Source organism: Shinella agrisoli, assembly GCF_046557955.1.
Classification (GTDB): Bacteria; Pseudomonadota; Alphaproteobacteria; order Rhizobiales; family Rhizobiaceae; genus Shinella.
The window spans coordinates 87,782-99,916 of sequence record NZ_JBJIEP010000013.1; the positions used below are offsets into that span (position 1 = coordinate 87,782).

A 12,135-nucleotide genomic window follows, 5' to 3' on the forward strand; every position below is an offset into this window, starting at 1 on the left:
AATCCTACTCCGCCTAGCCTTCGTTGGAAACCGCAACGAGGCGTTCCAGCGCGGCGCGGGCGCGGCCGCTTTCGAGCGATTCCGTCGCAAGCCTCATGCCTTCCGCGAGCGTCTGCGCCTTGCCGGCAACGACGAGGGAGGCCGCGGCATTGGCGAGCGCCACGTCGCGGTAGGGCATGTGCGCACCGCCGAGCACGGAAAGGAGGGCGGCGGCATTGTGCGCGCCGTCGCCGCCGCGCAGGTCGTCGAGCGTCACCCGGGCAAGGCCGAAATCGGCGGGCGTCAGCTCGAAGGTCCGGATCTTGCCGTTTTCAAGCGCCGCCACCTGCGTGGTGCCCGTGGTCGTGATCTCGTCGAGGCCCGAACCGTGCACGACCCAGATGCTTTCCGAACCGAGATCGCGCATCACCTCGGCGATCGGCACCAGCCATTGCGGCGAGAACACGCCGAGGAGCTGGCGCTTGACGCCGCCGGGATTGGACAGGGGGCCGAGCAGGTTGAAGATCGTGCGCGTGCCGAGCTCGACGCGCGACGGGCCGACATGCTTCATCGCCGGATGGTGGAGCTGGGCGAACATGAAGCCGAGGCCGGCATCGTGCACGCAGCGGGCGATGTCGGCCGGGCCGATATCGAGTCTGACGCCGAGGCAGGAGAGGGCATCCGCTGTGCCCGACTTGGAGCTCAGCGCCCGGTTGCCGTGCTTGGCGACGGGCACGCCCGCGCCGGCGACGATGATCGCCGCGAGCGTCGAGATATTGTAGGTGCCCGCGCCGTCGCCGCCCGTGCCGACGATGTCGATGGCATCGGCGGGCACCTCGACGGGCAGCATGCGGGCGCGCATTGAGCCGACGGCGCCGTATATCTCGTCCACGGTCTCCCCGCGCACGCGCAGCGCCATCAGGAAGCCGCCGATCTGCGAGGGGGTGGCGGCGCCGGACATGATGATCTCGAAGGCGCCGCGGGCTTCCTCGCGGTCGAGCGCGCTGCCGGCTGCGACCTTGGCGATGTAGGGTTTCAGGTCGGACATGCGGTTCCTCTCCCCCTACCGCGCGATGCTCTGTTCGGCGAGCGTCCGGTTGATGGAGACGCCGTAGGTCGTCTGCAGCGAACTTACCATCTGGTCGAGGATGTCGTCGCCGCTGGCGCGGGCGACGGCGGCGATCTGCTGGTCCTCGTTGGAGAGTGCGTCGGTCGCCGCATCCGTGTTCACCTCGGTCACCTTCAGGAGGATCTGGCCCTCGCCGTCGACGCCGGGCGTATTGGCGACATGGCCGACCGGACCGGCAAAGGCCGCAGCGACGGCCGCCGGCCCCAGCACCGGATCCTGGGCGCCGCGATGAAGGCCCGTCTTGTTCTCGACGACCATGCCGAGCTCGGCGGCGATGGCCGCAAGGTCGCCGCCCTTGCGCACGCGCTCGGCCAGCTCCTGCGCCTTCCTGGCGAGCGTCTGGCGCTGCTGCTCGGCGGTCCAGTCGGCGATGACGCGCTCACGCACCTCGTCGAGCGTGCGGTCGCGGTCGGGGATCACGTCGAGCACCTCGAACCAGGCATAGCCCTCGCGGCCAATATTGATCGGCTGCGTCTCCACGCCGACGTCGGTCTTGAAGACTTCGCCGAGGAGCGCTGCCTCCTCCGGAAGGCCGTTGATCTCCTCGCCCTTCTGGTCGTTGCCTTCGGCGTCGATCGCATCGATCGTCACGGCCTTGAGGTTGTTCCTGGCGGCGGCCTCGGCAAGGCTCAGGCCTTCGGCACGGCTGTCTTCGACGCGGTCGTGAACGGCAAGGATGCCGTCGGCGGCCTCGGCGAGCGCCAGTTCGTTGCGCAGCTCGTCCTTCACCTCGTCGAAGGTCTTCACGTTCTCCGGACGGATGTTCGTCACGCGCAGGATGACCGGACCGAACGTGCCGTCGATGACCGGCGTCGTGCCGCCGTCCTCGGTGACGGCGAAGGCGGCCTCGGCGAGCTTCTGGTCCGGCATGTTCGCCTGCGTGAAGTCGCCGAGGAGAACGTCGGCGGCGGTCTTGCCCTGCTCGGCGACGAGCGCATCGTAGGTCGTGCCGGAGGCGAGCTTGGCGGCTGCCGCGTCTGCCGCGGCGCGGTCCGCGAAGGCCAGCTGCTCGATCGTGCGCGTCGCCGGCGTGCGGTATTTTTCCTTGTTCCTCTCGTATTCGGCCCGCAGCGCCTCGTCGGTGATGGCGGCCGCGTCCACGATATCCTTCGGCTCGAGCGAGACATAGACGAACTTGCGGTATTCAGGCGCGCGATACTTCGCCTTGTTCTCCTCGAACCAGGGGGCGAGCACGTCATCTCCCGGCGCCTTGACCGGATCGATGTTGGCGTTGCTGAGCAGCAGGAAATCGATGGTGCGCGCCTCGTTGCGGTACTGGCGCAGCGCATTGGTCAGCACGTCCGGGGCCTTGTAGCCGTCAGATACGGCCTCCACGACCTGGGTGCGGATCGCCACCTGGCTGCGGTTGTTGATGTAGTCGTTCTCGCGCAGGCCCGCATTGCGCAGGATCGCGGAGAAGGCCGTGCGGTCGAACTGCCCGTTGACGCCGCGGAAGGCGGGGTCGTCGGCGATCAGCCGGGCAAGGCGGCCTTCCGAAAGGCCGAGGTTCATGTCGCGCGAAAGCTGGTCGAGCGCCGCGCCGGCGACGAGCTCGGCGAAAACCTGGTTCTCGATGCCGAAGGCGCGGGCCTGCTCGGCATTGAGCCGCATGCCGAAACGCTGCGACATGGTCGCGACCTGGCGTTCGTAGGCGAGGCGGAAGTCGGTGGGCGACACCTTGACGTCGCCGACCGTGACCACGGCGTTCGACGCACCGGTGACGATCGAGCTCGAAACGCCCCAGACTGCGAAGGAACCGACCAGAATGATCAGCAGGGCTTTTGCCACCCAGGTACGGGAGGCGCGTCTCAGGGCGTCGAGCATCGTCTAAATTTCCTCATATACGCGGCCGCGCGGCCGGAAGTCGTCTCTTAACGGAAAGTTCGCGGGAATTGAAGTGCAGAGCGTGCGCGCGACGACCGGCAAAACCGTGGCCGCCGCAAATCGGCCGGAAACTGTCGATTTCATTTGCCGGCAAATGAAATTTTTTTGAAATTATTGGCATATTCCGACTGAGTTCTACTGTCATAATTTGAAAATTCGTGATCGGATGCGGGATTACTCCGCTGAGTCCGTCCGCGGCCGGCATGCAGGGAGGCACCAGTCGTGGAATCCACCATCGTCATGATCAATCTTTTCGGCGCCGTGGCCCTGCTCCTGTTCGGCCTTGCGCAGGTGAAGGACGGCATGACGCGGGCCTTCGGCGTCAAGCTGCGCTCCGGGCTGGCGCTCGGCACGCGCGGCCCGTTCCGCTCCTTTTTCGCCGGCTTCGTCGCGACGGTCGCCCTGCAGAGCTCGACGGCGACGGCGCTGATGATCGCTTCCTTCGTGGAGAAGAACCTCGTGCGGGCGAGGATGGCGCAGATCGTGCTGCTCGGCGCCAATGTCGGCACCGCGGTCACCGCCTGGCTGGTCGCGACCGGCATCGAATCGATCTCGCCTCTCGTCATCCTCGCCGGTGTCGTGCTCCACAGGTCGAGCGGTTCGACCGCCCGGCAGGGCCTCGGTTCCGCGCTCGTCGGCATCGGCCTGATGCTGCTTTCCCTGCATCTGCTCGGCCTTGCGACGGAACCGATGCGCCAGTCGCCGGCGCTCGCCGCCTTCCTGACACTGCTCGACGGCGCATGGCCGGCCGCGCTCGCCTTCTCGACGGTGCTCGCCGTCGTCTCCTCGTCCAGCCTTGCGGTCGTCGTGCTCATCCTGTCGCTGACGGCGATGGGCATCCTTTCGCCGGCGCTGACGGTCATCCTCGTGCTCGGCGCCAATCTCGGCGGGGCGGTGCCGCCGGTCATCGCGACGCTGAAGGCGGCGGCTTCCGCGCGGCGCGTGACGCTCGGCAATCTCCTGGTGCGCGGGGTCGGGTGCCTTGCGGTCCTGCCCTTCGCCGGACAGGTCGCCGAACTGCTGGCCCTGCTGCCGGTTCCCGCCGCAAAGCTTCCGGTCGACGTGCACCTTGCGTTCAACCTGGCGGTCGCGCTCGTCTTGTGGCCGCTTTCCGGCCCTCTGTCGCGCCTCATGGAGAAGCTGGTTCCCGAGGAGAAGGAGCCGGACACCGGGCCGAAATATCTCGACGACACCGCGCTTTCGAACCCCGTCGTCGCCCTTTCCGGGGCGACGCGCGAAGTGCTGCGCGTCGGCGACCTCATCGAATCGATGCTGATCCGCACGATGCGGGCGTTCAACGACAACAATCTCGCGCCGCTGAAGGAGATCGGCGAGCTGGAGCGGCAGGTCGATGTGCTGCAGCAGGAGGTGAAGATCTATCTCTCCCGCCTCGGCCGGCAGGGCGTCACCGGCGAATGCGCGGCGCGCTCCATCGTCATCATCGACTACGCCATCAATCTCGAGCATGTCGGCGACATCATCGAGAAGGGCCTTCAGGAGCAGGTGCGCAAGAAGATCGTCAACGGCCTGAAATTCTCCGAGGACGGCTACAAGGAGCTTGCCAACCTCTTCAACCTGACGATCGAGAACCTGCGCATCGCCCAGACGATCTTCGTCACGCGCGATGCCGGGCTGGCGCGGCAGCTCATGGAGGTGAAGGTCGACGTGCGGCGCATGGAGAAGCAATCCTCCGAGCGGCATCTGGAGCGGCTGCGCGACGGCCGGCTCGACAGCCTCCAGACGAGTTCGCTCCATCTCGACATGCTGCGCGACCTCAAGCGCGTAAATGCGCACCTCGTCTCCGTCGCCTATCCGATCCTCGACGAAAACGGCCTGCTCACGGAAAGCCGCCTGCGCAGCAGCGCAAACTGACAGGCTGCGAAATCCCTTTGTCTCCTGGCGCGCCTTTTTGCTAAGGAACGGCGTCGATTTCGCGTGAACGAGGAATTCCCAATGACCGCAGACCGGACGAAACGCACTTGCCTGGCCGTCATCCTGGCCGCGGGTGAAAGCACGCGGATGAAGTCTTCGCAGTCGAAGGTGCTGCACCCCGTCGCAGGCCGGCCGATGATCGCGCATGTGGTCGATGCGCTGGCCCGGGCCGGCATCTGCGACATCGCGCTGGTGCTCGGCCGCGACGCGGAGAAGGTCGAGGCGGCGGCGAAGAACGCGGCGGTGGAGAGCTCCGTCCATATCCAGACCGAACGGCTCGGCACGGCGCACGCCGTGCTCGCCGCGCGCGACGCGATCACGAAGGGTTTTGACGACGTGCTCGTCGTCTTCGGCGATACACCGCTCATCACGGAGACGCCGTTGATCACCGCGCGCGACGGACTTGCGAACGGCGCCGACGTCGTCGTCATCGGCTTCAGGACGGCCGATCCGACCGGCTACGGCCGGCTGATCGTGGAGGACGGCGAACTCCTGGCGATCCGCGAGCACAAGGATGCCAGCGAGGCCGAGCGGGCGATCACCTATTGCAACGGCGGCCTGATGGCCATCGACGGCCGCAAGGCGCTCGACCTCATCGGCCGCATCGGCAACGCCAACGCCAAGGGCGAATACTACCTCACCGACATCGTCGAGGTCGTGCGCGCGGCGGGCGGGCGGGCGATCGCCGTCGAGGCGCCGGAAGAGGAGCTGACCGGCTGCAACACCCGCGCGGAGCTTGCCGTCATCGAGCGGCTCTGGCAGCAGCGCCGCCGCCACGAGATGATGATCGACGGCGTCTCCATGATCGCGCCGGAAACGGTCTTCCTTTCCTACGACACGAAGATCGGCCGCGACGTGACGATCGAGCCGAACGTCGTCTTCGGTCCGGGCGTGACGGTGGAGAGCGGCGCGGTCATCCATTCCTTCTCGCATATCGAGGGCGCGCATGTTTCGGCTGACGCCGAGGTCGGGCCCTATGCGCGCCTGCGTCCCGGCGCCAATCTCGGGGAGGGGGCGAAGGTCGGCAACTTCTGCGAGGTGAAGAAGGCGGAGATCGGCGCGGGCGCCAAGGTCAACCATCTCACCTATATCGGCGACGCCTTCATCGGCGCGCGCAGCAATATCGGCGCGGGCACCATTACCTGCAACTATGACGGCATCAACAAGCATGTGACCCGCATCGGCGCGGATGCCTTCATCGGCTCCAACTCGGCGCTCGTCGCCCCCGTCTCGATCGGCAACGGCGCCTATGTCGCTTCCGGCAGCGTCATCACGGCCGACGTGCCGGACGACGCCGTCGCCTTCGGCCGGGCGCGGCAGGAGAACAAGGCGGGCCGCGCGGTGCTCGTGCGCGAGCGCAACCAGGCGATCAAGGACGCCAAGAAGAAGGCGGCCGAATAGTCTTCGTCCGCCGTGTGCCGCATTAACGCTTGCAATCGAAAGTGAGTGCGGGCGTGTTGCGCTGCGATAAAAAAGCTCTACGAAAAGAGCGCCATCGAAACAGTTTTCAAGAGCGGAGCGATCCATGTGCGGAATTGTCGGTATCGTCGGAATCCAGCCGGTTGCGGGCCGACTTGTCGATGCCCTGAAACGCCTTGAATACCGCGGCTACGATTCGGCCGGCGTCGCCACCGTCATCGACGGCCGGCTCGCGCGCCGCCGCGCCGAGGGCAAGCTCTTCAACCTGGAGAAGCGCCTTTCGGAAGAACCGCTTGCCGGCACCATCGGCATCGCGCACACGCGCTGGGCGACGCACGGCGCGCCGACGGAAGGCAATGCGCACCCGCATTTCGTCGACGGCGTCGCCGTCGTGCACAACGGCATCATCGAGAACTTCTCCGAACTGAAGGACGAGCTCGTCGCCGGCGGCGCGACCTTCACGACGCAGACCGACACGGAAGTCGTCGCCCAGCTCATCGCGAAATTCCGCCGCGAGGGGCTGGGGCGCCGCGAGGCGATGCACGCCATGCTGCGGCGCGTCACCGGCGCCTATGCGCTGGCGGTCATCTTCGAGGACGATCCGTCGACCATCATGGCCGCGCGCAACGGCCCGCCGCTCGCCATCGGCCACGGCCGGGGCGAGATGTTCCTCGGCTCCGACGCCATCGCGCTCGCCCCGTTCACCAGCGAGATCAGCTATCTCGTCGACGGCGACTGGGCGGTGATCGGCCGCGACGGCGCCTTCGTCTTCGACATCGACGGCAACCGCGTCGAGCGTCCGAAGCAGGTTTCCTCGGCCTCCGCCTATCTCATCGACAAGGGCAACCACCGGCACTTCATGGAAAAGGAGATCCATGAGCAGCCGGAGGCGATCTCGCACGCGCTCAGCCACTATGTCGACTTCCTCGCGCACACGGTTCGCCCCGTTGCCACGGACATCGACTTCGCCAAGGTGCCGAGCCTGGCCATCTCCGCCTGCGGCACGGCCTATCTCGCCGGCCTCGTGGGGAAATACTGGTTCGAGCGCTATGCCCGCCTGCCGGTGGAGATCGACGTGGCCTCGGAGTTCCGCTACCGGGAAATCCCGCTGAATCCCGCTTCGGCGGCGCTCTTCATCTCGCAGTCGGGCGAGACGGCCGACACGCTCGCCTCGCTGCGCTACTGCAAGGAGCACGGCCTGAAGATCGGTGCGGTGGTCAACACGCGCGAATCGACGATCGCCCGAGAATCGGACGCCGTCTTCCCCATCCTCGCCGGCCCGGAAATCGGCGTCGCCTCCACCAAGGCCTTCACCTGCCAGCTCACCGTGCTGGCGGCGCTCGCCATCGGCGCGGGCAGGGCACGGGGCACACTCACCGAGGCGGAAGAGAAGGAGCTCGTGCGCCATCTCGCGGAAATGCCGCGCATCATGGCGAGCGTGCTCAACGCCATCCAGCCTGCGATCGAGCAGCTTTCGCGCGAGCTCTCCAAGTGTAAGGACGTGCTCTATCTCGGCCGCGGCACCAGCTATCCGCTGGCGATGGAAGGCGCGCTGAAGCTCAAGGAAATCTCTTACATCCATGCCGAGGGCTACGCGGCCGGCGAGCTGAAGCACGGCCCCATCGCGCTGATCGACGAGACCATGCCCGTCATCGTCATCGCCCCGCACGACCGCTTCTTCGACAAGACCGTCTCGAACATGCAGGAGGTGGCGGCCCGCGGCGGCCGGATCATCTTCATCACCGACGAGAAGGGCGCCGCCGCCTCCAAGCTCCCGACCATGGCGACGATCGTGCTGCCGAACGTCGACGAGATCATCGCGCCGATGATCTATTCGCTGCCGATCCAGCTGCTGGCCTACCATACGGCCGTCTTCATGGGCACGGACGTCGACCAGCCGCGCAACCTCGCCAAGTCCGTAACGGTCGAATGATCGTCCGGCCGGAGCGTGCAGGGGACGCGGATGCCATCCGCACGCTGACGGAAACGGCGTTCAGGACGGCGCCGCATGCCGACGGCACGGAGCACCTGATCATCGACCGCCTGCGCACGGCAGGCGCCCTCACGCTCTCGCTCGTGGCGGAAGCGGACGGCGCCATCGTGGGTCATGTCGCCTTCTCGCCGGTCACGGTCTCGGACGGCAGCCCTGACTGGTACGGCCTCGGCCCGATTTCCGTCGAACCCTCCCGGCAGGGCGAGGGCATAGGCGGCAGGCTGGTGCGCGAGGGGCTGGAGCGGTTGAAGGCTCTGGGGGCGGCCGGCTGCGTGCTGCTCGGCGATCCGGCCTACTATCGCCGTTTCGGCTTCGAGCCGGATGCGAGGCTGACGCTCGACGGCGTTCCGCCCGAGTATTTCATGCGTGTGGCATTTTCACCGGTTTACGCCGAGGGAACCGTTTCCTATCATCCGGGTTTCTACGGCTGAGCGGCCTCCCACGCTTGCCCCACATTGGACATCAGATGACCGACCTTGTTCCGAGACAGTCGCTTGCCATGCGGCTGCGCAACAATTTCCTGACCGGCCTCGTCATCTGCGCGCCGATCGCCATCACCATTTGGCTGACCTGGACGTTCATCCGCTGGGCCGACAGCTGGGTGAAGCCCTATATCCCGGCGCAGTACAACCCCGAGAACTACCTCCAGTTCGCCATTCCCGGCTTCGGCCTGCTGATCGCGCTGGTGCTGATCACGCTCGTCGGCTTCCTCGGCAAGAACCTGATCGGCCGCACCATCGTCGACTTCGGCGACTCGCTGTTCAACCGCACGCCGCTGGTGCGCACGGTGCACAAGAGCCTCAAGCAGATTTTCGAGACGGTGCTGAAGGACAAGGGCACGTCCTTCAACAAGGCGGCGATGATCGAATATCCGAGCGCCGGCCTCTGGTCGGTCGTCTTCGTGGCGACGGATGCGCGCGGCGAGATCGCGGTGAAGTTCAAGTCCATGGGCAAGGACATGGTCGCCTGCTTCCTGCCCCCGACGCCCTTTCCGACCGCCGGCTGGCTCGTCTACGTGCCGCGGGAGAAGATCGTGCCGCTCGACATGAGCCCGGAGGATGCGGCCAAGCTCATCATCTCCGTCGGCCTCGTCACGCCGCCGGAAAAGTCGCTCCAGCTCGTCGAAAGCGAGGAGCAGCGCAAGGCCAAGGCGAAAGCCAAGAAGAAGGGGTAGGGGAGGCGAGCCGCCGCCAGGGTATCGCCGGTCCTCGGCGGACCGCGCGGCATCTCCCCGGCTCAACGCCGAGGTTCATCCCTGTCGGCAACCCTCATTGATGCCCGGGCCAGGCCGAGCACGGCGACGGAGAGGTGCGGAACGCCCGAGGGACGGGCTCGAAAGCAGCCTACTTGGTGGCCGCTTCGTCCTTCTGCTCTTCCGGAACGATCCGGTCGGCTTCCGCCGGAAGGCGGGACTGCTTTTCCGTGGTGGTGACGCTTGCGGTCGTGATCGTCTTGTCGACCTTGGCTTCAGCCGAGGTCTTGTTGTGCCAGGCGCAGTCCGCAAAGGCTGCGGAGGCCGACAGGCCGAGCGTCGCTGCGACTACGAGAACTGTCTTCATGGCATTTCTCCTTCTTCGCTGATGCCCGCCCAGTATGCCTTCACGCCCGGTATCGGCGAAATCACGATTTTGTGGCCGGAGATTTTTGCCGGACTGCTTCAGCCGGCGCGCAGGAACCGGATCGCCTCGTCGCGGCGGTAGAGGTAGAGCAGGGTGCGGATCGCCTCGCCGCGCGCGCCCGTCAGGTCCGGGTCGCGCTCCAGCAGGTAGGCGGCGTCCTTGCGGGCGATCTCCAGGAGGTCGCCGTGGGCCTCCAGGCTCGCGACGAGGAAGCCGGGCGTGCCGGACTGCCGCGTTCCCAGGAGCTCGCCTTCGCCGCGCAGCTTCAGGTCCTCCTCGGCGATGCGGAAACCGTCCTCCGTCTCGCGCAGGATGGAGAGCCGCGCCCGGCCGTTCTCGCCGAGCGGTCCCTTGTAGAGCAGGATGCAGCTCGACGCCTCGTCGCCGCGCCCGACCCGGCCGCGCAGCTGGTGGAGCTGGGCGAGGCCGAAGCGCTCGGCGTGCTCGATCACCATGATCGAGGCGTCCGGCACGTCGACGCCGACCTCCACCACGGTCGTCGCCACCAGAAGCCGCGTCTCGCCGTTCTTGAAGGCGAGCATGGCGGCATCCTTCTCCGGCCCGCTCATCCGCCCGTGCACGAGGCCGGCGGCATTGCCGAAGACGCCGGCGAGCGTCGCATGCCGCTCCTCGACGGACATCAGGTCGCTTTCTTCCGATTCCTCGACCAGCGGGCAGATCCAGTAGGCCTTCTTGCCCTCGGCGAGCGCGGCGCGCAGGCGCTCGACGATCTCGCCCGTGCGCTCCTGCGGCACGACGACGGTCTGGATCGGCTTGCGGCCGGCGGGCTTTTCGGTGAGCTTCGATACGTCCATGTCGCCGAAGGCGGCGAGCACCAGCGTGCGCGGGATGGGCGTCGCCGTCATCACCAGCATGTGCGGCGAGATGCCCTTGGCCGTCAGGCGCAGGCGCTGGTGCACGCCGAAACGGTGCTGCTCGTCCACCACGGCGAGCACGAGGTCCCTGTAGGCGACGTTGTCCTGGAACAGCGCATGCGTGCCGATGACGATCTGCGTCTCGCCGGAGGCGATGCGCTCCAGGATGGCGTCGCGCTCGCGGCCCTTGGTGCGCCCGGTCAGCACGTCGATGGTGACGCCGGCGGGCGCGGCCATGCGCGAGAGCGTGGCAAAGTGCTGCCGCGCGAGGATTTCCGTCGGCGCCATCAGCACGGCCTGCCCGCCGGATTCGACGGCTGCGAGCATCGCCATCAGCGCCACCGCCGTCTTGCCCGCGCCGACGTCGCCTTGCAGGAGCCGCAGCATGCGCTGCTCGCCGGCCATGTCCTTCAGCACGTCGGCGACCGCCGCCTCCTGGCTCCCCGTCAGCGAAAAGGGCAGGGCGTCGACGACGGGGCGGCTCAGCGCCCCGGTCGGGACCACCGGCCGGCCGGCGACCTTGCGCAGGCGCTGGCGCACGAGGGCGAGCGAGATCTGGCCGGCCAGGAACTCGTCATAGGCAAGCCGGCGGCGGGCGGGCGCCTGCGGGTCGAGGTCCGTTTCGTCGCGCGGGTCGTGCATGCGGTGGAAGGCGTCGAAGGCGGAGGGAAAGCCCTGCCGTTGCAGAAGCGTTTCGTCGATCCACTCGGGCAGGTGCGGCACGCGGGCGACGGCCGCCTCGACCGCCTTGCGCAGCACGCGCGCGGTAAGCCCCGCGGTAAGGCCGTGCACGGGCTCGACCAGCGGCAGGCTGTCCGCCTCGCCGAGCCGGACCATGTAGTCCGGATGGACCATCGAGGGGCGGCCGTTGAACCAGTCGACCTTGCCGCTCACCACCACCGTCTCGTCGAGCGGCAAGGCCTTTTCCAGCCAGTTGCCCTTGACCCGGAAGAAGGTGAGCGCCAGTTCCCCCGTCTCGTCGTGCAGGAAGACGCGGTAGGGCTGGTTCGGCTTGCCGGGCGGGGGCGGCTGGTGGCGGTCGACGCGGCCGGTGATGGTGACGATGACGCCCTGCGGCGCGTTGGCGATGCCCGGCTGGTTGCGCCGGTCGACGATCGAGTGCGGGAAATGGAAGACGAGGTCGATGACCCGGCAGTCCTCGATGCTCTCCTGCCCGAGCAGGCGCGCGAACAGGTCGCCGAGCTTCGGGCCGATGCCCGGAAGCGAGGAGAGCGGTGCGAAGAGCGGATCGAGCAGGGCAGGGCGCATGGCGGCCAAAATCGCCGGAGAAGGACGCTTTGGCAA

General features: G+C 67.2%; 9 protein-coding genes. 5 read left to right on the forward strand and 4 right to left on the reverse strand.

Going from position 1 to position 12,135, the window contains the following annotated elements:
* Positions 1 to 13 precede the first annotated feature (13 nt).
* A complete protein-coding gene (trpD, locus tag ACIIOY_RS14955) occupies positions 14 to 1,027 on the reverse strand; it encodes an anthranilate phosphoribosyltransferase (protein ID WP_411035470.1) in 1,014 nt (337 codons plus the stop codon).
* Between the two features lie 15 nt (positions 1,028 to 1,042).
* A complete protein-coding gene (locus ACIIOY_RS14960) occupies positions 1,043 to 2,932 on the reverse strand; it encodes a peptidylprolyl isomerase (RefSeq protein ID WP_411035471.1) in 1,890 nt (629 codons plus the stop codon).
* A gap of 282 nt (positions 2,933 to 3,214) precedes the next feature.
* Here ACIIOY_RS14960 and ACIIOY_RS14965 point away from each other — a divergent pair, with 282 nt between their 5' ends.
* The 5 genes from ACIIOY_RS14965 to ACIIOY_RS14985 all read left to right on the forward strand — a co-directional run bounded on the left by ACIIOY_RS14965 (position 3,215) and on the right by ACIIOY_RS14985 (position 9,510).
* Entirely contained in the window at positions 3,215 to 4,864 is a 1,650-nt protein-coding gene (locus ACIIOY_RS14965) for a Na/Pi cotransporter family protein (protein WP_411035472.1), read from the forward strand.
* Positions 4,865 to 4,945: 81 nt separating this feature from the next.
* Positions 4,946 to 6,325, forward strand: coding sequence for a bifunctional UDP-N-acetylglucosamine diphosphorylase/glucosamine-1-phosphate N-acetyltransferase GlmU (glmU, locus tag ACIIOY_RS14970; protein WP_411035473.1), 1,380 nt, complete (start codon positions 4,946 to 4,948; stop codon positions 6,323 to 6,325).
* A 124-nt stretch (positions 6,326 to 6,449) separates the two neighbouring features.
* Complete coding sequence (gene glmS, locus ACIIOY_RS14975) at positions 6,450 to 8,276, forward strand: glutamine--fructose-6-phosphate transaminase (isomerizing) (protein ID WP_411035474.1); 1,827 nt, start codon at positions 6,450 to 6,452, stop codon at positions 8,274 to 8,276.
* Positions 8,273 to 8,767, forward strand: coding sequence for a GNAT family N-acetyltransferase (locus ACIIOY_RS14980; protein WP_411035475.1), 495 nt, complete (start codon positions 8,273 to 8,275; stop codon positions 8,765 to 8,767). Before glmS ends, ACIIOY_RS14980 begins: the two co-directional genes overlap by 4 nt.
* A gap of 35 nt (positions 8,768 to 8,802) precedes the next feature.
* Positions 8,803 to 9,510, forward strand: a complete 708-nt coding sequence (locus ACIIOY_RS14985; RefSeq protein ID WP_411035476.1) for a DUF502 domain-containing protein — start codon at positions 8,803 to 8,805, stop codon at positions 9,508 to 9,510.
* Between the two features lie 169 nt (positions 9,511 to 9,679).
* Here the strand turns inward: ACIIOY_RS14985 and ACIIOY_RS14990 are convergent, their stop codons facing one another.
* Complete coding sequence (locus ACIIOY_RS14990; RefSeq protein WP_411035477.1) at positions 9,680 to 9,895, reverse strand: hypothetical protein; 216 nt, start codon at positions 9,893 to 9,895, stop codon at positions 9,680 to 9,682.
* A 98-nt stretch (positions 9,896 to 9,993) separates the two neighbouring features.
* Positions 9,994 to 12,099 (reverse strand): ATP-dependent DNA helicase RecG, encoded by a 2,106-nt coding sequence (gene recG, locus ACIIOY_RS14995; protein ID WP_411035478.1) that lies wholly within the window; start codon positions 12,097 to 12,099, stop codon positions 9,994 to 9,996.
* Positions 12,100 to 12,135: the final 36 nt, after the last annotated feature.